Source organism: Corynebacterium sp. HMSC072A04 (assembly GCF_001809235.1).
GTDB lineage: Bacteria > Actinomycetota > Actinomycetes > Mycobacteriales > Mycobacteriaceae > Corynebacterium > Corynebacterium hiratae.
Window position 1 is genome coordinate 47,303 of sequence record NZ_KV796748.1, and the last position, 18,563, is coordinate 65,865.

Below are 18,563 nucleotides of genomic sequence, written 5' to 3' on the forward strand. Positions count from 1 at the left end.
GCGCTAGAGTATCCCCAGCGTGCACCCTCTGGAACGATAAAGAAGCAGGTCAGACGGGTTGGAGAAGTCCCCCAATCTGGGGCACCATGCAAGGGTGAATAAAGCTAAGAAGCCACTACTAGGCCTTATTTCGGTAGCCGCTGCCACCCTTCTTGCCGCCTGCTCCGCCACCGGTGGTGCTCCCCGTCCCGAAGCTGACGGTGAGCTAGCCGGTGGCGTCGACACCGAGCGTCTTGTCGTCGCCATGATTTCCCACGGCGCGCCGGGAGATACGTACTGGGACCTCGTGCGCAAAGGTGCGGAGGATGCCGCCCGCAAGGACAACATCGAGCTGCGCTACTCCTCCGACCCGGAAGCGCCCAACCAGGCTAACTTGGTGCAGTCCGCCATCGATTCCGGCGTGGACGGCATCGCCGTGACCATGCCTAACTCTGGGGCGATTGGCCCTGTGGCCAAGAAAGCTGCGGATTCCGGCATCCCCACCGTGGGGCTTAACGCCGGCATGGATGATTACCAGAAGTACGGCATGAGCGCCTTCTTCGGCCAAGAGGAAAAGGTCGCCGGCACCAAGGCCGGTGAGCGCCTCAAGGACGATGGCGCCAAGCACGTTCTGTGCGTCATCCACGAGCAAGGCAACTCTTCTCAGGAGTCGCGCTGCGCCGGCGTGAAGGACGGGCTGGACAACGGCAAGGTGGAGATCCTGTACGTCAACGGCAAGGATCTCACTGCTGCGCAGTCCACCATCAACGCGAAGCTGAGCCAGGACCCGTCCATTGACTGGGTCATGGCGCTGCAGGCCTCCGTGGCGATGCGCTCCGCCGACGCGGTTGCTGACGCCTCCTCCCAGGCCAAGGTCTCCACTTTCGACACCAACGCCGAGCTTGTCGACGCCATCGCGGACAACCGCATCGAGTGGGCCGTCGATCAGCAGCCTTATATGCAGGGCTACCTCGCCGTCGACTCGCTGTGGTTGGCGCACCGCAACGGTTCCACGATGGGCGGCGGCCGCCCCGTGTACACCGGTCCCTCCTTCGTGGATTCCACCAACGTGGACATCATCTCCGAATCCGCTAAGGCAGGTCTGCGATGAGCGAGACCGCTACTGCATCAGACGAGGCTCTATCTAGCCCCGCCGATACGCGCCTGACCCGTCGCAGCGGTTTCGCGCGCCTCATCCGCCGCCCAGAGTTGGCCAGCCTGCTCGGTGCTGTGGTCATCTTCGTCCTCTTTATGATCGTGGCGCCCGCCTTCCGCTCAGTGGAGGCCTTCTCCACGGTGCTCTACGCCAGCTCCACGCTGGGCATTGTGGCCCTAGCGGTGGGCCTGCTCATGATTGGTAATGAGTTTGATCTATCCTCCGGCGTGGCGGTGACCTCCGCGGCGCTCGTGGCCACCATGCTCAACTACAACTTCCACCTCAACTCGTGGGTGGGCGTGGGGCTGTCCCTCATCACCGCACTGGCCATCGGTGCGCTCAACGGCTTCCTCGTGGTGCGCACCAAGATCGATTCCTTCCTTATTACGCTGGCGGCATTCCTCATGCTGCAGGGCCTCAACCTGGCGATTACCAAGCTGGTCACGGGCCAGGTTGCCACCCCGACTATCTCGGACATGGAAGGCTTCGGCTCTGCTCGCGTCATTTTTGCCGGCACCATCCACATCGGCAGCTTGAGTATCCGCGCCACCGTTATCTGGTGGATCCTCTTCGTCGCCATTGCCTCGTGGGTGCTGTACAAGACGCGCTGGGGAAACTGGATCTTCGCCGTTGGTGGCGACGATGAAGCCGCCCGCGCCGTCGGCGTTCCCGTGCGCCGCGTCAAGGTGGCGCTGTTCATGCTCGTCGGATTTGCAGCGTGGTTCGTGGGCATGCACACCCTCTTTGCCTTCGACTCCATCCAGGCAGGCCAAGGCATTGGCAACGAGTTCCTCTACATCATCGCCGCGGTCATCGGCGGTTGTTCCATGACCGGCGGGCGCGGTACGGCGGTGGGCACCGCTATCGGCGCGCTTATCTTCGGCATGACCAACCAGGGCATCGTGTACGCCGGTTGGAACCCCGACTGGTTCAAGTTCTTCCTCGGCGCCATGCTGCTCTTCGCCGTGCTCACGAACACCTCGGTGGCCAACTTTACGAGGAAGCGATAATCATGATTGAGCTGCACGATATTTCCCAAACCTTCGGCAACTTCCACGCCCTGCGCGGTATCAACCTCAGCGTGAAGGAAGGGGCGGTGACCTGCGTGCTGGGTGATAACGGCGCGGGCAAGTCCACGCTGATCAAGATCCTCGCCGGCCTCAACCAGCCCACGGGCGGCACCATCACCGTCGATGGGGAAGAGGTGAACTTCGCCAGCCCCCGCGATTCCCTCGATGCCGGAATTGCCACCGTGTACCAGGATTTGGCGCTGGTGCCTTCGCTGTCGGTGTGGCGCAACTTTTTCTTGGGCCAGGAACTAACCGGGGCGCTGGGGAGCTTGCGTGAGGAAGAGATGAAGCGGATTACGCATGACCAGCTGGCCGAGATGGGCATTGAGCTTGGCGACGTCTCCGTGGAACTCTCCGCTCTCTCCGGCGGCCAGCGCCAGGTGGTCGCGATTGCCCGCGCCATCTACTTCGGCGCGCGCTACATCATCTTGGACGAGCCGACCGCCGCTCTTGGTGTGAAGCAGTCGGGCATGGTGTTGCGCTTTATCGACGCCGCCCGCGAACGCGGCATGGGCGTGGTGTTCATTACGCACAACCCGCAGCACGCCTACCTCGTGGGCGATCATTTCATCGTGCTCACGGTGGGGCAGATGTCGCTGGATGCCTCCAAGGAGGAGGTCACGCTGCCGGAGCTGACCCAGTGGATGGCCGGCGGTGACGAGCTGGAGGAGCTCAAACAGGAGCTGGCGCGCTAGGCCACAGTTGGCGTAACTAAGCTGGCCTGCATGACTATGAGTGGCGTGAGCGTGGGCACCGACCTGGTGCACATCCCCTCCTTTGCCCAGCAGCTGGAGCTTCCCGGCACGCACTTCGCGCAGGTTTTCAGCGCCTCCGAATTGCGCGTGGCGCAGGCCCGTGGACTGAGCGGTGCTGCCCGCGCGCAGCACCTCGCAGGGCGCTGGGCGGCAAAGGAGGCCTTCATCAAGGCGTGGTCGCAAGCGCTCTACGGGCATCCGCCGGTCCTAGCGGAGGAGGCCGTGGACTGGGCCGAGATTGAGGTCCGCCCCGATGCGTGGGGCCGCGTAGCACTTGAACTGCGGGGCGAGATTGCCCGCCTCGCGCGGGAGTCCTTGGGGGATTTTTCACCGGCGTTGTCCATCAGCCACGATGGTGATTACGCCACCGCTATCGTGCACCTTTCGCGGCACACGCCATAACCCACGCCATGATCTAGGCGCTGGTGGCGATGGCAAAGAGATAGGCGATGAGCATGCGCTTAATTTCTTCCACCACGCCATCGAAGCTCTCCTCCGAGCGCATGGTGCTGTAGTTAAGCAGCGAGACCACGGTGTGGACGAGGAAGGCCGCAATCTCCACGCGGGCGGACTCGTCCATTCCTTGGGCAAGTGGTTCGATGATCTCGGCGATGGGTTTGAGCAGAGACAGCTCCGTATCAGCGGCCGTGGCGCGGGTGGCCGGCGTGGACTGCACGGCATGCCACACTGCGCGGCGCGAGCGGTCCTCGCGCCAGACCCGCGCCATGCGATCAATGAACTCCTCGAGAAAGTCCGGCCACTGCAGGGCCGGCACGCGCTGGGAAAAACGCTCAACCTCCGCCAGCATTTCGGCGGTGTCTTGGCGGTCAAGCTCGCAGATCAGCACGTACTTGTTGGCGAAGTATTGATACAGCGTGCCAATCGGCACTTCCGCGCGGCGCGAGACCTCGTCGAAAGTAAAAGACTCGAAGCCATGGTCCACGAGCGTCTGACGCGCGCAGGACAAAATCCGGTCATACTTGGCCCGGCTACGCGCCTGCGCTGGGCGACGCCTAGGGACCAGTATCTCCGGTGACTTCGAGCTAGATTCCACGGTTTAGTTGAGCCCCTTGAGCACGCGGGCGACGTGGCCGGTGGCCTTGACGTTGTACATGGCTTGGCCAATGGTGCCGTCTTCCTCGACGAGGAACGTGGAGCGGATAACTCCCTGGACTACCTTGCCGTAGTTCTTCTTCTCACCGAAAGCGCCGTACGCAGTCATGACCTCCTTATCGGGGTCAGAGAGCAGCGGGAAGTTCAGCTCGTGGTCCTCACGGAACTTAGCCAGGGCCTCGGGCTTGTCGGGAGAGATGCCCACCACGGCGATGTTCATGCCATTGAGCTGCTCTAGGCTATCGCGGAAGTCGCAGGCTTCCTTCGTGCAGCCAGGGGTGTTGGCGCGCGGGTAGAAGTAGACCACCACGCGCTGGCCGGCATAGTCACTCAGGCTTACGGTGTTGCCGGCATCATCGCTGAGGGAAAAAGCGGGGGCTTTGTCACCCACGGACAGTCGTTGTGCTTCAGTCATGGTGTATAGCCTACCGTGCTCTCCCTTAGGACTCTTTGGTGAATCTCAGTTCGCTCGCCGCAGCACAGCTGAGACAAAACTTGGCCAACTCTGCAGGGGAGCTGGTGGTCAATGTAGAATGTCCACGTTAGAACCTCAACGGTTAGAAAGACACTAACCGCAACAACACCGAACGAAGCCAAATTCAGGAGATTCACGTGGCACGCAACATTGATGATATCCAGCGCGACATCGAGCGCACCCGCCGTCAGCTGGCTAGCACCTTGGATGAGCTGGCTGATCGCAGCAAGCCGCAGAACTTCGTCGAGGACGCTAAGGGCGCGGCAACCCAGAAGTTGCAGGAGCGCAATGTGCAGATGGCGCTCGCCGGCGTTGGTGCAGCCGTCGTAGGCCTTATCGCTTTCTCCGTTTTCCGCTCCAAGCGCCGCAAGTCCGATATCAAGGAGCTGCAGCGCCTGCTCGCTGAGCGTCGCTAGAGCCGGTTAGCGCCGTTGGGCGCGACTGCATACCTAGAGGCCCTGCCTTGGGAAATACCCCGGGGTGGGGCATTTTTGCGCTCCGTATGCGTTACTGGAAGCATTGCCTACCCTATGCGGGCTTTGGGTAGCCTTACCTGTCTGTGTAGTATGAACCTCCGAACAGACCATAAGACCAAAGTTTGAAGGAGAAATCGTGCTTCACGTATCGACGCCTGCAGGCCAGGCATCCCGTCCGCGCGCCGGGCGAGTAGTAGGGGCGTGCGCCATGGTGGCGGCGCTGGCCAGCGCGCTGGCGGGCTGTGCCTCCGACAATGCCGATGCCGGCAGCGAGCAGGCCACGGGAGCGCAGGGGACTGCCGCTGTGAGTTTCACAGACCTTGCCGGCCGCCAGGTGGAGCTGGACCACGCGCCGGAACGCGTCATCCTGGGAGAAGGCCGCAGCGTCTTTGCCACCGGCATCCTCAACAAGGAAGACCCGCTGGACAAGGTCGTGGCCATCGGATCGGACCTGAAGCAGAATGTGCCCGACTACTACCGCGAGTTGGAAAAGACCACGCCCAAAGTCAACGAGCTGCCGGAAATCGGCGGCTTCACCAAGGGCGATGTCACTGTGGAGGAGCTCATCAGCCTCGACCCGGACCTCATCGTGCTCTCCAAGGATCAGTACGAGGCCTCCCAGACCGCTGGGCTCACCGACAAGCTGGATCAGGCCGGCCTGACCTATGCTGTCACGGACTTCCGCGCCAAGCCCTTGGAGAACACCATTCCCACCATGGAAATCTTCGCCGATATCTTCGGCCACGAGGACCGCGCGGAGGAGTTCATCGCGGACTGGCAAAAGAACGTGGATCTGGTAACCGAGCGCGCCACGAAAGCGCAGGACAAGCCCTCCACCTTCGTGTGGCGCGCAGCGGGTGTCTCCGATTGCTGCGGCTCGTGGAATGACTCCAACATTTCTGAGCTGGTCAACGTCGCCGGTGGAAAGAACGTGGCAGACGGCATCATCGAGGGTGAGTCCGGCGCGCTGACCCCGGAGAAGGTCATCGACGCCAATCCCGACATGATCATCGCCACCGGCGGCGACTGGTCCGCCAAGGTCGATAACGCAAAGGGCCACACCGGCTTCGCTGCCGCCGGCTATGGCATCAGCGAAAAGGACGCCCATGACAGCGCCGCTTCGCTGGCCGGCGTTCAACCTGGTTTTGAGGACCTCTCCGCCGTCAAGGAGCACAACCTCCACGGCCTGTGGCACCAGTTCTACAACTCGCCCTTCAACTACCTGGCGCTCCTTCAGATCGCCGCGTGGCTCCACCCAGAGGACTACGCAGACGTCGACGTTCAGCAAGAATGGGCCGAAGCCCAAGAGAAATACTCGCCCGTTCCCGGCGACGGAACCTTCTTCAGTACCAACTAGTCATGAGCATTCTCACCTCAACCGCGCGCTCGGCAAGCCCTGAACGGACCACGCGCGCAGAAACCGCGGTGCTTCCCGTGGAGGCCCTCGCACGCGAGCACTCCCGCGTGACCCGCCGCCGTATCGCCATCGTCGCCGGGCTTATCGTCGTAGCACTCGCCGCATTCGTTCTTAGCGTGATCGTTGGCGCCATCGACCTCACCCCGGGGCAGGTGCTGCGGGGGATGGTGGATCCGGGAGGCGTCGACAAGCAAACGCGTACAGTCCTGTGGAGCCTGCGCCTGCCTATGGCCGTCATGGCGCTGCTTATCGGGGCCAGCCTGTCACTGGCTGGCGCGCAGATGCAGACCATCCTGGATAATCCGCTGGCGGAGCCCTTTACCCTCGGCATCTCCGCGGCGGCTGCCTTCGGCGGAGCCAGCGCCATCGTGTTGCGTTGGCAGCTTCTGGCCCAGCCGCAGTTCAACCTCGCACTCATCGCGTGGCTGTCGGCGGCGCTGGCCACAGCCATCATCGTCGTTGCCGCCGTTATTCGCGGTGCGAAGTCCGAGACGATGGTGCTGCTCGGCATCGGCCTCGTCTTCTTCTTCCAGGCCATGCTGGCGCTCATTCAATACCGCTCTTCCAGCGAGGCCCTCCAACAGATCGTTTTCTGGTCCATGGGTTCGCTCACCCGCGCTAGCTGGCAGGCCAACGCCGTGCTGGCCGGCGTGCTTGCGGTGGCGTTGCCGATCCTGGGAGCGCTGTCGTGGCGGCTGACGGCGCTGCGGCTTGGCGACGCCCGCGCCACCGCCCTCGGTATCAACACCTCCCGCCTACGCGTGATCGTGCTCGTCGTGGTCTCGCTCGTCGCGGCCACCACCGTGGCTTTCGCCGGCATCATCGGATTTATCGGCCTGGTGGGCCCGCACATCGCGCGCATGTTGGTGGGTGAGGACCAGCGTTACTTCGTGCCGGCCTCCATGGCCGCGGGCGCGGCGGTGATGTGCGCCGCCCACGCGCTCAGCCTCCTGATTAAGCCCGGGCTGGCCATCCCCATCGGCATCGTCACCTCGCTTCTGGGCGTGCCATTCTTCATCGCCATCGTCATGACTCGGAGGAGGGCATTGTGGACGTAGAACTCACCATCACCGATCTATCTGCCGGCTATGGCTCGCGCACGGTGGTGGACGGGCTGAGCCTTCCCACCCTGCGCGGCGGGCAGGTCGTGGGGCTGCTGGGGCCGAATGCGTCCGGCAAGACCACCACCATCAAGACGCTCGCTGGCGTGCATCGCGCGCGGGGCGGCACGGTGGGCTTTCGCGTCGACGGCCAGAGCCCGCGCGGACAGCGGCGCCGCCAGCTCATCGGCTATGTGCCGCAGGGCCTGCCGCACACCGCGGCGCTGCGCGCGTTTGAGGCAGTGCTGATTGCGGCGCGGCGCGAAGCGTGCGAGGACCCAATCACCCGCACAGCCGAGGTCCTGCACTCCATGGGGCTCGATGAGATTGCGCAGCGCTACCTCAATGAGCTCTCTGGAGGCCAGCGCCAGCTCGTCGCCGTGGCGCAGATGCTCGTGGGGACCCCTGGGCTCATGCTTCTCGACGAGCCCACTTCTGCCCTCGATCTCAACCGCCAGCTCTTCGTCTTGGGCCGCGTGCGGGCAAAAGCTCGGGAGGAAGGCAGCCTCGCGTTGGTGGCGATTCATGACATCAATCTGGCCGCCCGGATGTGCGATCAGCTTGTCGTGCTTCACGGCGGCAAGGGACGCGCTCACGGCGCGCCGGGGGAGGTGCTCACGGAGGAACTCTTGCGCGAGGTCTACGGCGTAGAGACGGATGTGCTGGACCACCGCGGGCAACCCATCGTGGCGCTGCGAGAGGTTAGTTAGACTCGGGCCGTGTGAGCCGAAATTCGCCCGAGAACCTCCTGCTGTACCTCACCCCGGAGGATGAAGACACGATCCGGGAAGTCTATGCTGCCCTGGCTCAGCGTGGCTTTCCGGTGCAGCACCAGCGCCCGCACATTACGGTAACGTTTGCGCCGGCGCTCGAGACCGCAGTCGTCGACAAGGCCCGCACTCTGTTGCCGCCGCTACTGCCGGCGCTGTTTCATCGCGTCGGGACGGTGGTGTTCGGCAGGAAAAGTAAGCAGACCGTGGCGTGGCTTTTGGAAACCACGGATGACCTGGAGATCGCTGCGCGCCAGGTTAGCGCCGCAAACCCGGAAGGCCGCGGGCCGCGGTGGACCCCGCACCTGACGATGGGGTTGCGCCTGCCTAGAGCGCTCGTGCCCGACTATATGCGCGCACTCGATGAAATCGCCGGGCCGGAGCATAAAGAGTTTAGGGCTGACTATGCCGCGTGGTGGCGGCCTAAGACACAGCGCCTCGACATCTTTGGTGGGTCTGTGGCCGTCGGTCGCGAGCGCGAATCCGCGGAGTGATTAAGAAACAGGAAACCCCCGCTCCGGATAACCCGGGCGGGGGTGATATTGTGCGCCATCAGGGAATCGAACCCCGAACCCACTGATTAAGAGTCAGTTGCTCTGCCAATTGAGCTAATGGCGCTGGTGTTTACCTAGCTGGCTCTGATTTCCTCAGTGCCTGCCGTGCAACGAGATGTAACTTTAACACCCTCTTCCTGAAAAGGTAAAATCGCCAGGTGAATAAAGGTTTTTGAGCTCCTAAGGTTGCGGCTACTTGTCTCTTCTTTGAAAGTGTGGAGTGTGGGAGTGGGGAAGACCGGTAACGAAACGGTTAAGGGCGGTGGCGCTAACTAGTTAGAAGGCCGTGCGGGCGGTTAGGCTTAGTGCACTCTTGTCCTTGTCTGTCCTTTTATGAGCTAGGGGTTTGTGTGCACTCTCTATTCCCTTCTGCACGTCCCGCAGTGCTTCTCTCGAGTCTCATTGCGACTGCCTCCCTTCTGACTGCCTGCACCATTGGCGGGGCCGAGAATTCCAGCCCGGCCGATAGTCACTCTGAGGCAGACGCCCAAGCGAGTGCGGCGGCGGATGCTTCGGCCTCGGCAGCCGCTAAGGCGAAGCAACTAAAGTTTTCTGTCAAAGACGGCGCTAGTGATGTCGATCCTTCCGAACCGGTCGAGGTCACTTCTCCTGCGGGTCTGAAGTCGGTGACGATGACCAACGAGGCCGGCAAAGTGGTGGAGGACGAGCTGTCGAGTGATTCGACCACGTGGAAGAGTGCCGAGGTTCTGGGGTACAACCGCACCTACACCATCGATGCCACAGACAAGAATGGCACCCACAAGACCATCACCTTCACCACTCCGCAGGCCGCGGCGGTGTCTGAGGTGGCGTTGAGCCCGCTGCCGGACTCCGAAGTAGGAGTGGGCCAGGTTATCGGCGTGCGTTTCGGCAACTACGTCACCGACCGCAAGGCGGCCGAGAAGGCCATCACGGTCAAGACCGAGCCCGCCGTTGAGGGGGCGTTCTACTGGGTAAATAACCAGGAGGTGCGCTGGCGCCCGCAGAACTACTGGGAGACGGGCACGAAAGTGACTGTCGACGTCGACCTGTACGGTCGCAACCTCGGCGGCGGTGTTTACGGCGGCGAGGATGCCTCCACCAACTTCACTATCGGTGACCGCGTCATCACGCTGGTCGATAACAACACGAAGATGATGTCGGTGTTCAAGAATGGGGAGGTGCTGCGCCGCATTCCGGTGTCGATGGGCAGGGATGGTCAGTGGGACACCCCGAATGGCGCCTACATCATCGGTGACCAGTACCCGTCCCTCACTATGGACTCGACTACCTTTGGCCTGGCTCTCGACGCCGGCGGTTATAAGACCGACGTTCAGTGGGCGACCCAGATGTCTTACTCCGGAATCTATGTCCACGCGGCGCCCTGGGCTGTGGGTGCGATGGGCAGTTACAACCAGTCCCACGGCTGCATCAACGTGACTACTGAGGCTGCTCAGTGGTTCCAAAACACGGTCAAGCGCGGCGATATCGTGAGGGTTTCCAATACTGGCGGTGGCGTGCTGAGCCCGCTCGACGGCCTGGGGGATTGGAACATGGACTGGGAGACGTGGTCTGCGGGGAACACTACCGCTAACCAGTAGCCCGGTTGATTGCCGGGGTAGCCTTGCGGAAAACTGCCAAGGAAAGGGTCCCGGATGAACTGGTATATGCGCGCTGCGATAGTGCTACTAGCGCCGTTGGCGTTGGTGGCGTGCTCGTCGGAAAGTGGTAGCGCGCATGAGGAAAGCGAAAGTGCAAGCCCGCACGTATCAAGCGTCAGCGCTGCCGCTCCGGCTGAGGAAGGTACATGCGCTACTGAATTCGATATCCCGGCGCTGTTGGAGGCGATGCCGGAGGAATTCGCTGGCCTGGCGCACGACCCCACGTATGACGCGGGTGAGCCTGATGGCTGGGGGCGCTTCTATCAGGCGGATGGGCTGCAATTTATGGTCAATTCCACCTATCTAGATGAGAAAGAAACCGATCCTTGCCCGCAGGACAATGAGCAGGCCGCGCGAGACGTACGCTCATTCGTCGCTGAGGACTATCAGCGTCAGGAGCGAGAGAACGGCGAAGAAGTCAAACCTTTTGAGGACCTCGACTTCACTGAGGGCGGACGCTACTTTGCCTGTGCGAAGCATCCGGAGGCGGACCTGCGGCAGTTCTTTTGCGTGACCACCGTGGGTAATGCGGAAGTGATTAACTACATGTTCCGGCACTCGATGGGTGATGCGAAGGACGTGGAAGATATGAAGAGCGCATCGAAGGAATTGGCCGCGATTATTGACAGCGTTGCCTAGGGTTACCGTCTAGGGTGCCCCCGAAAGTAAAGTCAGTTAATTCATTATTGGCATACTGTGGCCCCGCAACGGGCGGCGTTGTGTCACGCCTGCTCACTTTGTGAAGCACTACGCAGGCACAAATGTTAAGTGGTTTGCATCACGTCTCTGTTTTGGTGAATCTTGTGGAGAACTAGTTATTCACTGCAAAGATGGAGGCAGAAGTGGATCTCTACGAGTACCAAGCTCGAGACCTCTTTGAAGCTCATGGGGTTCCCACCCTGAAGGGCATTGTTGCGACCTCGGCCGTGCAGGCTGAGGAAGCAGCTACGAAGCTGGGCACGCCGGTGGTTGTGGTCAAGGCACAAATCAAAACCGGTGGGCGCGGCAAAGCCGGGGGAGTCAAGCTAGCGCACAGCCCCGCGGAAGCCGCGGAGAAGGCCAACGAGATCCTAGGCCTGAAAATCAAGGGCCATACCGTGCGCAAGGTGATGGTGGCAGAAGGCGCAGACATCGCTGAGGAATACTACTTCTCGATCCTCCTCGACCGCACCAAGCGCCGTTACCTGGCCATGCTCTCCAAGGAAGGTGGCGTGGAGATTGAAAAGCTGGCTGAGGAGCGCCCAGATGCCCTGATTAAGCGCAGTTTCTCCCCACTCGACGGCATGACGGACACCCTCGCTAGGGACATGGCATATGAGGCGGGGTTTGATGAGGGGGACGTCGCTAAGCTCGTGCCCGTGTTTAAGAAGCTCTACACGGTCTATACCGAGGAAGACGCCACGCTGGTGGAAGTTAATCCGCTGGTCAAGACGTCAAGCGGCGAAATTATTGCGCTCGATGGCAAGGTCACGCTGGATGATAACGCGCAGTTCCGCCACCCCGAGCACCGCGACCTGCAAGACCACGGTGCGACCGACCCGCTGGAGCTCAAGGCGCAGAAGATGGGGCTGAACTATGTCAAGCTCGATGGTTCGGTGGGTATCATCGGCAACGGCGCTGGCTTGGTGATGTCAACGCTCGACGTCGTGGCCTACGCCGGCGAGGACCTTGCATCGCAGCCGAAGCCCGCGAACTTCCTGGATATCGGCGGTGGTGCCAATGCGGAAGTGATGGCTAACGGGCTTGAGGTGATTCTCAGTGACCCGCAGGTGAAATCTGTCTTCGTCAACGTCTTCGGTGGTATTACCGCCTGCGACGAGGTTGCTAAGGGCATCGTGCAGGCGTACAAGATTTTGGATTCTGAGGGGATCGAACCCAAGCCGCTCGTGGTGCGCCTCGACGGCAACAATGCCGAGCTGGGACGCTCGATTCTTAATGACGCACGCCTGCCCAAACTGGAGCAGGTTGAAACCATGGATGCTGCTGCCCGCAGGGCTGCTGAGCTGGCGAACTAGGAGTAGATATGTCGATTTTTCTCAACAAAGACTCGCGGATCATTGTGCAGGGCATGACGGGTTCGGAAGGCATGAAGCACACGCGCCGCATGCTGGCGTCCGGCTCCAACATCGTAGGTGGCGTCAACCCGCGCAAGGCCGGCGAACGCGTAGACATTGATGGGCGCGAGATCCCTGTGTTTGGCAGCGTGCGCGAGGCTATGCAGGCGACAGACGCCAACGTCACCGTCATCTTCGTGCCGGCAAAGTTCACCAAGGATGCGGCGGAGGAGGCGATCCGCGCTGGCATTGAGCTCGTCGTGATCATCACCGAGGGAATCCCAGTGAAGGACACGGCGGAGCTCTATGCGTTGGGACGCGAGTCCAAGACGCGCATCATCGGCCCCAATTGCCCGGGGCTGTACACACCGGGTGAATCCAATGCAGGCATTATCCCGGCGGAGACCGCTCCGAACCCGGGAAAGATTGGCTTGGTGTCGAAGTCGGGCACGTTGACGTACCAGATGATGTACGAGCTCTCTGATATCGGCTTTAGCACGTGCGTGGGAATCGGTGGTGACCCGATTATCGGCACGACGCACATTTCTGCGATCGAGGCATTCCAGAATGACCCGGACACCGAGGCAATCATCATGATTGGTGAGATTGGCGGCGACGCAGAAGAGCACGCTGCGGCCTATATCAAAGACCACGTGACGAAGCCGGTCATTGCCTACATTGCTGGATTTACCGCACCAGAAGGCAAGACGATGGGCCACGCCGGTGCCATCGTCTCGGGTGGCTCCGGTACGGCAGAAGGAAAGAAGGCAGCGCTGGAGGCCGCCGGTGTAAAGGTAGGAAAGACCCCGTCCCAAGCGGCAGAGTTGGTGCGAGCAGCCTTGGCGTAGTTGGGTGAGGGACATGGGGTGGTTCGCCCCCATGCCTCTCCAATAAGAACTAGCGGGGGAGACCGCGGCGTCGTGACACCGTCTTGTCGAAGGGAATCCAAAAGCGTAAGGCTGCGTCTTGGTTCTTCGAGATTCCGATGCGCGGCCCGCGGACCCACTCCGGCTCGCTCTCGCGCTCGCTGAGGAGTACGGGCGTGCCGTTGTCCTCGATGCTGAAGCCAAGGGCCTTGCCCACATTGCCAGGGCCGCGGGCGAGATTATGAAACTCCGTGTCGCCCCTCCGCTGGTAGGCGAGGTCTATACCGTCGATTACTTCGCCGGCCCGCAGCAGGCAGCCCTCGCCGGTCCCCTCGGGTGCACAAACGATATTGCCGTTCCGGTGGATGCCGTAGGACACATAGACGTAGAGGCGGCCGGGGGGACCGAACATGGCGGCGTTGCGTGGGGTACGTCCGTTAAAGGTGTGCGAGGCCTCATCGCCTGAGCCGAGGTAGGCCTCCACCTCTGTGATTCGAATGGAGACGCCGTTGTGCGTCAGCACCATTCCCAGCAGTTGGGGAGCGACGATGTCTGCGGAGGCGGTGAAATCGATCATTTCCGCAGTCTAACGTGCGAACGAGGTTTAGACCTTGGCCTTGTCTTCTTCGGCTTCAATCTCTGCGTTGAATTCGCGTTTGGAGGCCTGCCACTGGTCCTCAGTCATGCCGATACGCCAGTAGCCAGAGATAGAAACGTCTTCCTTGGGAATTCCAGATTCCACGAAAAGGAAACGACGCAGCTCCTTGATCATCTCGGCGACACCGTGGATGAACCAGCTGGTTTTCTTCCCCGTGGGGATACCAGCTTCGCGTACCACGCGGGATAGCTCAGTACCGGGGGTAGCGCCATTGCGGACCACCCAGATGACCTCCACGCCCTCGCGGGTGGGGAGTTCAAACGTGCGGTCTTCGGCCGCGATCTCGATGTATGCAGTTGCAGTCGCGCCTTCGGGGAGACGCTTCAAGCCGGCACCGATGGCCGGTGCTGCGGATTCATCACCGGCGAACACAAAGTGCGCATACTCTTCGGTGGGTCCCCACGCGCCACCTGGGCCGAGGAAACCGATTTTCTCTCCGACCTCAGCTACTCGTGCCCAGGGACCGGCCAAGCCGGAATCACCGTGGGTGACAAAGTCAACGTCGAAGTCCCCGGTTTCCGGGTTCAGGTTGATCAGGGTATAGGTGCGGAGAATCGGGTGTTTATCACGCGGCTGCTCTTCACGAATCTGTTGGACATCAAACGGCCAAGAGTAGTCAGCGCTTTGTGGCACGAACAACAGCTTGATGTAGTGATCCGTAAACTCCAGCTCTTTGCCCACAAATGCTGGAGAGTTCATGCTCAACCGAACCAAATCCGGAGAAACCTGGTGACGACCAAGCACGGTCGCTTCATGCGCCTTGCGGGGCTTGCGCTTCGGCGCCGCTTCTTTAGTTTGGGCAGCCATTGCTATCACTGTCCTTCGGGATACTTGAGTTGCTGTGAGGGCGGGAGCCTACACAATACTAGATTAGGTAAGGCTAACATATCCAAGGCTAGGGTGGTTCGGCGCAAAAAATTAACCCCGCATCCTGCTCAAGCAGGATGCGGGGGTCTATTCGGGGTGGCTGACGGGGCTCGAACCCGCGACACCCAGGATCACAACCTGGTGCTCTACCAGCTGAACTACAGCCACCATCGTTGCCCGAAAGCAACGAGATACAGGTTAACCCACGTCGTCGGTTTTACAAAAACGCCTGGTAATCGGCGGTTGTAGCAGCCTTTAATTCCTCGGCTTCCGTGGAGGAGGGGCCGTCGTCGGTGCGGAAAACACTGCGACGGTAAAAATCGAGCTCGCGGATGGACTCGATAATGTCTTGCAGTGCCCGGTGTGCCATTCCCTTTTCCGGTTGGTTGTAATAAGCCCGCGGGTGCCAGCGGCGGGCGAGCTCTTTAATAGTGGAAACATCAATCATTCGGTAGTGCAGCGCGGCATCCAGACGTGGCATGTAAGCGCGGATGAAGGCGCGGTCTGTGGCGATTGAATTGCCCGCCAGGGGAGCAGGGTGGCTCGGATCGCAGTGCTTTTCGACGAGCTTCAGCACTGCGTCCTCTGCTTCTTCGATGGTGAGCGTGGATTCCCGAATTTCCTTGTCCAGTCCCGAGTTTGCGTGCATTGTGGTGACGAAGTCGTCCATCTCCGCGAGTTGTTCCTCCGTGGCGTGCACGACGAGGTCGATGCCGTCGTCAAGGATGTTCAGCTCGGCGTCGGTTATCACGGCGGCAACTTCCACGATGACGTGGCGCTGTGGTTCCAGTCCGGTCATTTCCAGATCGATCCAGACAAGGCGATCGTTCTTAGCGGGGATATCACTCATGGGTTCCACCATAGTTTCTCCTTGGGTGAGGTTCGGGAGGTGCCAGAGTGGGGGTAGATGGGGGTAGGACACATCTGCGGGAATGGGGAGGCGCTTCTTAAACGATGTGAACTGGTGATTTGTGGTGATTGCGGAGGTTACGGTACGCCCTTTTCTCAACTTTTTCATGATTTCGCTCACGAAAGCCTCAGCCGATGGGACATTATTAGGACAGCCTTTAACGTGATGGCACTCACATATTTCGAAGGATGGTACCCCACCGATGTCAGCCTTTCTCGACACCCTCAATGCCCTTATCTGGTCACCAGCGTTGGTCTTTCTATGTCTCGGCGCGGGCATTTACTTCACGCTAGCGACTAAGTTTCTGCAGATACGCTGCATTCCGGACATGATTAAACAGCTGAAGGATGGCGAGAGCTCCGAGGCGGGTGTCTCTTCCTTCCAGTCGCTCATGATTTCCTTGGCCGGCCGCGTCGGCGTAGGCAACATCGCCGGCGTTGCTACGGCTATTGCGTTCGGTGGCCCGGGCGCCGTGTTCTGGATGTGGGCGGTGGCGTTGCTGGGTTCTGCAACGTCGTTCGTGGAATGTACCTTGGCCCAGGTCTATAAAGAGAAGGACCAGGACACTGGTGAGTACCGCGGTGGCCCGGCTTACTACATCGAGAAGGCCTATAAGCACACCAAGGCCGGACCATTCATGATGGTCTATGGCATCGTCTTCGCCGTCGCAATGATTCTTGCTACCAGCTACTTCCTGCCTGGTATTCAGGCTAACGGTGTGGCCGCGGCAGTCCAGAACGCTTGGGGTGTTGATGTCGGCTGGTCTGCGCTGGTTCTGGGCGGAATTCTGGCCATCATCATTATCGGTGGCGTCAAGCGTATCGCTAACTTTGCGTCCCTCGTGGTTCCGTTCATGGCGGCTGCGTACATTATCTTCGCCATCATCATTCTGATCATGAACTTCAGCCAGATCCCTGAGGTCTTTGGCATGATCTTCAAGTCCGCCTTCGGCGCAGAGCAGGCCTTCTCTGGCCTGTTGGGCTCGGCCATCATGTGGGGCGTGAAGCGCGGTATTTACTCTAACGAGGCAGGCCAGGGTACCGGCCCACAGTCGGCCGCGGCGGCAGAGGTTTCCCACCCAGCGAAGCAGGGCTTCGTGCAGGCTTTCGCGGTGTACATTGACACCCTCTTCGTGTGCTCCGCTACCGCGTTCATCATCATCTCCACTGACATGTACAAGGTCTTCGAGGGCGAGTCGGAGGAAGGCCCTGTGCGCTACGCAGGCTCCCTCCCGGATGGCGTTGAGGTGGGCCCGGGCTTTGTCCAGCACGGCCTCGACACCCTGCTGGCAGGTTTCGGCCCGAGCTTCATCGCCATCGCCATCGCCTTTTTCGCCTTCACCACCGTTCTGGCGTACTACTACATGGCGGAGGTCAACCTGACCTACTTCAACCGCTGGATCAGCAACAAGACCACCCGCCGCGCGCTCGTCTGGATTCTGCGTATTCTCCTCGTGGTGTCCGTGGTCGTTGGCGCGACGACGACTCCGGGTTCCGCCTGGGCGCTGGGTGACATCGGTGTTGGTGCAACGGCATGGCTCAACATCATCGCCATTCTTTTCCTGCAGGTCCCGGCTCTCAAGTGCCTCAAGGACTACAGCGCACAGAAGGCTGCCGGCAAGGACCCGCAGTTTGACCCAGAGGCGCTGGGAATCAAGAACGCTGAGTTCTGGGTAGAGCGCAAGCTCGCCCGGCAGGAGGCCGCGCAGAAAGCCATTGCGCAGGACTCGCCGCTCCAGGGTTAAGTAACGCAAAAGCCCGCTCTCCCAAAGAGAGCGGGCTTTGTCGTATCCTAGGCCATCTTGGAATAGAAACGGCCGATGATCGGCGCAACAATTGGGGTCGGCACAATCTTGCCCAGTGCATTCATTACCTTGGAGAGCGGGCCGGGGACCACGCGCCGCTGGTTGCGGGCCATGGCCTCGAGGGTTTCTTCGGAGCAGGACTCGTAGGTGGTCCACAAGAAGTCCGGGACGACCTTATCCACGATGGACTGCTCCTCCTCGGGAATAACAGCATCGCGCACTGGGCCAGGAGCCAGCAGAGTGCAGGTCACGCCCGAGCCCTTGAGCTCATAGTGCAGGGCCTCAGTAAAGGCATTGACACCTGCCTTGGTGAAAACATAGGTGGCGTTGTTCGGAATGGAGACGTTGCCCGCAGCCGAGCCCACGTTACAAATAGCGCCGCTGCGCCGCGGCAGCATCTGCTCCAGTGCGGCACGGGTCAGACGGTGAACGGCCTTGCCGTTGAGATCGAACTGCCGGGTTTCATAATCCCAGTCCTGATCCATGAACTTGCCAAAGCTGGCGATGCCCGCCGAGTTGACGATGATGGAGATTTCCTTGCCCGCCATGAACTCGATAACGCGGTCAACGTCCGCCGCCTCGGAGAGATCCGCAGCCAGCGCAATGGCATCAACCTCGTGACGGGAGCGTAGGTCCGCAGCGATGGATTCGAGGACTTCTTCGCGGCGGGCAACGAGAATGACGTTGTAGCCGCGAGCAGCCAAATCTCTGGCCATCGCAGCGCCAATGCCCTGGCTGGCACCAGTCAGCAGTGCATACGAGGAGCGGGTAGGGGCGGGCAGCCCAGGGGAGTGAGCCATGAAACGGCGTCCTTTCTCTCAGGGGTGGGAAGTCTCCACCCAGCGTAGAGCACTCAGGGTTTAAATCAGGGTAAATAGGCCCTTCCGGTTTTAGAGTGC

General features: G+C 60.8%; 20 protein-coding genes and 2 tRNA genes. 14 read left to right on the forward strand and 8 right to left on the reverse strand.

What is annotated here, in order from left to right:
* Window positions 1-94: 94 nt before the first annotated feature.
* The 4 genes from HMPREF2565_RS02225 to HMPREF2565_RS02240 are packed head-to-tail and all read left to right on the forward strand — an operon-like array spanning window position 95 to window position 3,362.
* Complete coding sequence (locus HMPREF2565_RS02225; RefSeq protein ID WP_070509737.1) at window positions 95-1,090, forward strand: substrate-binding domain-containing protein; 996 nt, start codon at window positions 95-97, stop codon at window positions 1,088-1,090.
* A complete protein-coding gene (locus HMPREF2565_RS02230) occupies window positions 1,087-2,145 on the forward strand; it encodes an ABC transporter permease (RefSeq protein ID WP_070509735.1) in 1,059 nt (352 codons plus the stop codon). The genes HMPREF2565_RS02225 and HMPREF2565_RS02230 overlap by 4 nt, the downstream gene beginning before the upstream one ends.
* 2 nt (window positions 2,146-2,147) lie before the next feature.
* Window positions 2,148-2,900, forward strand: a complete 753-nt coding sequence (locus HMPREF2565_RS02235) for an ATP-binding cassette domain-containing protein (RefSeq protein WP_046647351.1) — start codon at window positions 2,148-2,150, stop codon at window positions 2,898-2,900.
* Between the two features lie 36 nt (window positions 2,901-2,936).
* Window positions 2,937-3,362: a holo-ACP synthase AcpS gene (locus HMPREF2565_RS02240; protein ID WP_070509785.1), complete on the forward strand. Its 426-nt coding sequence runs from the start codon at window positions 2,937-2,939 to the stop codon at window positions 3,360-3,362.
* A gap of 13 nt (window positions 3,363-3,375) precedes the next feature.
* Here the strand turns inward: HMPREF2565_RS02240 and HMPREF2565_RS02245 are convergent, their stop codons facing one another.
* Both HMPREF2565_RS02245 and bcp read right to left on the reverse strand, forming a co-directional pair.
* Complete coding sequence (locus HMPREF2565_RS02245; RefSeq protein ID WP_070509734.1) at window positions 3,376-4,014, reverse strand: TetR family transcriptional regulator; 639 nt, start codon at window positions 4,012-4,014, stop codon at window positions 3,376-3,378.
* Between the two features lie 3 nt (window positions 4,015-4,017).
* Window positions 4,018-4,488 (reverse strand): thioredoxin-dependent thiol peroxidase, encoded by a 471-nt coding sequence (gene bcp / locus HMPREF2565_RS02250; RefSeq protein ID WP_070509732.1) that lies wholly within the window; start codon window positions 4,486-4,488, stop codon window positions 4,018-4,020.
* Window positions 4,489-4,685: 197 nt separating this feature from the next.
* Here bcp and HMPREF2565_RS02255 point away from each other — a divergent pair, with 197 nt between their 5' ends.
* The 5 genes from HMPREF2565_RS02255 to HMPREF2565_RS02275 all read left to right on the forward strand — a co-directional run bounded on the left by HMPREF2565_RS02255 (window position 4,686) and on the right by HMPREF2565_RS02275 (window position 8,805).
* Window positions 4,686-4,964: a DUF3618 domain-containing protein gene (locus HMPREF2565_RS02255; protein ID WP_010191207.1), complete on the forward strand. Its 279-nt coding sequence runs from the start codon at window positions 4,686-4,688 to the stop codon at window positions 4,962-4,964.
* 268 nt (window positions 4,965-5,232) lie between these two features.
* Window positions 5,233-6,381 (forward strand): ABC transporter substrate-binding protein, encoded by a 1,149-nt coding sequence (locus tag HMPREF2565_RS02260; protein ID WP_070509730.1) that lies wholly within the window; start codon window positions 5,233-5,235, stop codon window positions 6,379-6,381.
* Window positions 6,382-6,383: 2 nt separating this feature from the next.
* Window positions 6,384-7,499, forward strand: a complete 1,116-nt coding sequence (locus tag HMPREF2565_RS02265; RefSeq protein WP_209167932.1) for a FecCD family ABC transporter permease — start codon at window positions 6,384-6,386, stop codon at window positions 7,497-7,499.
* On the forward strand, window positions 7,490-8,251 hold the full coding sequence (locus HMPREF2565_RS02270) for an ABC transporter ATP-binding protein (protein WP_070509729.1): 762 nt from the start codon (window positions 7,490-7,492) through the stop codon (window positions 8,249-8,251). The genes HMPREF2565_RS02265 and HMPREF2565_RS02270 overlap by 10 nt, the downstream gene beginning before the upstream one ends.
* Window positions 8,252-8,262: 11 nt before the next feature.
* The gene (locus HMPREF2565_RS02275; protein WP_070509727.1) at window positions 8,263-8,805 is read left to right on the forward strand and encodes a 2'-5' RNA ligase; all 543 of its coding nucleotides are present in this window, start codon (window positions 8,263-8,265) and stop codon (window positions 8,803-8,805) included.
* Between the two features lie 51 nt (window positions 8,806-8,856).
* Here HMPREF2565_RS02275 and HMPREF2565_RS02280 read toward each other — a convergent pair.
* A tRNA-Lys gene (locus HMPREF2565_RS02280) sits at window positions 8,857-8,929 on the reverse strand.
* A 286-nt stretch (window positions 8,930-9,215) separates the two neighbouring features.
* On the opposite strand from HMPREF2565_RS02280, the gene HMPREF2565_RS02285 reads away from it, so the two are divergent.
* From HMPREF2565_RS02285 to sucD, 4 genes are all read left to right on the forward strand, one after another.
* Window positions 9,216-10,445, forward strand: a complete 1,230-nt coding sequence (locus HMPREF2565_RS02285) for a L,D-transpeptidase (RefSeq protein WP_071406814.1) — start codon at window positions 9,216-9,218, stop codon at window positions 10,443-10,445.
* Between the two features lie 54 nt (window positions 10,446-10,499).
* Window positions 10,500-11,144 (forward strand): hypothetical protein, encoded by a 645-nt coding sequence (locus HMPREF2565_RS02290; protein ID WP_071406815.1) that lies wholly within the window; start codon window positions 10,500-10,502, stop codon window positions 11,142-11,144.
* A 203-nt stretch (window positions 11,145-11,347) separates the two neighbouring features.
* Window positions 11,348-12,520 carry an ADP-forming succinate--CoA ligase subunit beta gene (gene sucC / locus HMPREF2565_RS02295; protein WP_210385870.1) on the forward strand — a complete coding sequence of 391 codons (1,173 nt, stop codon included), beginning with the start codon at window positions 11,348-11,350 and terminating at the stop codon, window positions 12,518-12,520.
* Window positions 12,521-12,528: 8 nt separating this feature from the next.
* Window positions 12,529-13,407, forward strand: coding sequence for a succinate--CoA ligase subunit alpha (gene sucD, locus HMPREF2565_RS02300; protein WP_046647338.1), 879 nt, complete (start codon window positions 12,529-12,531; stop codon window positions 13,405-13,407).
* Window positions 13,408-13,456: 49 nt separating this feature from the next.
* Here sucD and HMPREF2565_RS02305 read toward each other — a convergent pair whose 3' ends face one another.
* The 4 genes from HMPREF2565_RS02305 to orn all read right to left on the reverse strand — a co-directional run bounded on the left by HMPREF2565_RS02305 (window position 13,457) and on the right by orn (window position 15,800).
* Complete coding sequence (locus HMPREF2565_RS02305; protein WP_070821843.1) at window positions 13,457-14,002, reverse strand: DNA-3-methyladenine glycosylase; 546 nt, start codon at window positions 14,000-14,002, stop codon at window positions 13,457-13,459.
* 27 nt (window positions 14,003-14,029) lie between these two features.
* Window positions 14,030-14,890, reverse strand: coding sequence for a siderophore-interacting protein (locus HMPREF2565_RS02310; protein WP_071406816.1), 861 nt, complete (start codon window positions 14,888-14,890; stop codon window positions 14,030-14,032).
* A 155-nt stretch (window positions 14,891-15,045) separates the two neighbouring features.
* A tRNA-His gene (locus tag HMPREF2565_RS02315) sits at window positions 15,046-15,118 on the reverse strand.
* A 49-nt stretch (window positions 15,119-15,167) separates the two neighbouring features.
* Window positions 15,168-15,800 (reverse strand): oligoribonuclease, encoded by a 633-nt coding sequence (orn, locus tag HMPREF2565_RS02320; protein ID WP_070754969.1) that lies wholly within the window; start codon window positions 15,798-15,800, stop codon window positions 15,168-15,170.
* Window positions 15,801-16,062: 262 nt separating this feature from the next.
* Between orn and HMPREF2565_RS02325 the strand changes: the two genes are divergently transcribed.
* Window positions 16,063-17,604, forward strand: coding sequence for an alanine/glycine:cation symporter family protein (locus HMPREF2565_RS02325; protein WP_071406817.1), 1,542 nt, complete (start codon window positions 16,063-16,065; stop codon window positions 17,602-17,604).
* Window positions 17,605-17,651: 47 nt separating this feature from the next.
* Here HMPREF2565_RS02325 and cmrA read toward each other — a convergent pair whose 3' ends face one another.
* Window positions 17,652-18,464 (reverse strand): mycolate reductase, encoded by an 813-nt coding sequence (gene cmrA, locus HMPREF2565_RS02330; protein ID WP_071406818.1) that lies wholly within the window; start codon window positions 18,462-18,464, stop codon window positions 17,652-17,654.
* Window positions 18,465-18,563: the final 99 nt, after the last annotated feature.

Bases quoted from the DNA above. Each gene is read 5' to 3' on its own strand.
- HMPREF2565_RS02305 (WP_070821843.1), bottom strand. From the start codon at position 14,002: ATGATCGATTTCACCGCCTCCGCAGACATCGTCGCTCCCCAACTGCTG.
- sucD (WP_046647338.1), top strand. From the start codon at position 12,529: ATGTCGATTTTTCTCAACAAAGACTCGCGGATCATTGTGCAGGGCATG.
- HMPREF2565_RS02230 (WP_070509735.1), top strand. From the start codon at position 1,087: ATGAGCGAGACCGCTACTGCATCAGACGAGGCTCTATCTAGCCCCGCC.
- HMPREF2565_RS02265 (WP_209167932.1), top strand. From the start codon at position 6,384: ATGAGCATTCTCACCTCAACCGCGCGCTCGGCAAGCCCTGAACGGACC.
- HMPREF2565_RS02310 (WP_071406816.1), bottom strand. From the start codon at position 14,890: ATGGCTGCCCAAACTAAAGAAGCGGCGCCGAAGCGCAAGCCCCGCAAG.
- HMPREF2565_RS02240 (WP_070509785.1), top strand. From the start codon at position 2,937: ATGAGTGGCGTGAGCGTGGGCACCGACCTGGTGCACATCCCCTCCTTT.
- cmrA (WP_071406818.1), bottom strand. From the start codon at position 18,464: ATGGCTCACTCCCCTGGGCTGCCCGCCCCTACCCGCTCCTCGTATGCA.
- HMPREF2565_RS02325 (WP_071406817.1), top strand. From the start codon at position 16,063: ATGTCAGCCTTTCTCGACACCCTCAATGCCCTTATCTGGTCACCAGCG.
- HMPREF2565_RS02235 (WP_046647351.1), top strand. From the start codon at position 2,148: ATGATTGAGCTGCACGATATTTCCCAAACCTTCGGCAACTTCCACGCC.
- orn (WP_070754969.1), bottom strand. From the start codon at position 15,800: ATGAGTGATATCCCCGCTAAGAACGATCGCCTTGTCTGGATCGATCTG.
- HMPREF2565_RS02260 (WP_070509730.1), top strand. From the start codon at position 5,233: ATGGTGGCGGCGCTGGCCAGCGCGCTGGCGGGCTGTGCCTCCGACAAT.
- bcp (WP_070509732.1), bottom strand. From the start codon at position 4,488: ATGACTGAAGCACAACGACTGTCCGTGGGTGACAAAGCCCCCGCTTTT.
- HMPREF2565_RS02290 (WP_071406815.1), top strand. From the start codon at position 10,500: ATGAACTGGTATATGCGCGCTGCGATAGTGCTACTAGCGCCGTTGGCG.